Below are 398 nucleotides of genomic sequence, written 5' to 3'. Positions count from 1 at the left end.
TATACCGCATCACCATATACTGTAACGCTTACTGTTTTTGAAGTTTCGCCTGCTGCAAAGGTCAAACTAGTAGTTGTTACTTCTACATAGTCGCTGTTGGCTATGGTTGCAGTATGATCTACTGTAGCGTAATCTACAGTTACGGCTGATGCACTGGCATGATTCAATGAAACAGTAAAGTCTAAAGTAGCAGTACCTGAATTGCCCTCTGTTACAGATGCATCGTTAATGCTGATAGTCGGTTGTCCGTCATCATCGGTGATGGTTCCAACGCCTTGATTATCTGACATACTCGCTCCTGATGCATTGCTTAAATTCACATACATGCTTTCATCGCCTTCGTATACCGCATCACCATATACTGTAACGCTAACTGTTTTTGAAGTTTCGCCTGCCGC

Annotated in this window: 1 protein-coding gene; it reads right to left on the bottom strand. The window is 43.0% G+C overall.

What is annotated here, in order from left to right; all coding sequences use genetic code 11:
- Positions 1 to 398 (bottom strand): Calx-beta domain-containing protein (locus tag OM075_RS25745; protein ID WP_301193408.1); only part of this gene is annotated, 398 nt, incomplete at both ends.

This window comes from Plebeiibacterium sediminum, assembly GCF_026013605.1.
GTDB lineage: Bacteria > Bacteroidota > Bacteroidia > Bacteroidales > Marinilabiliaceae > Saccharicrinis > Saccharicrinis sediminus.
Note: the sequence above shows the minus strand (reverse complement) of the source record. Positions and strands in the feature narration are given on the sequence as shown.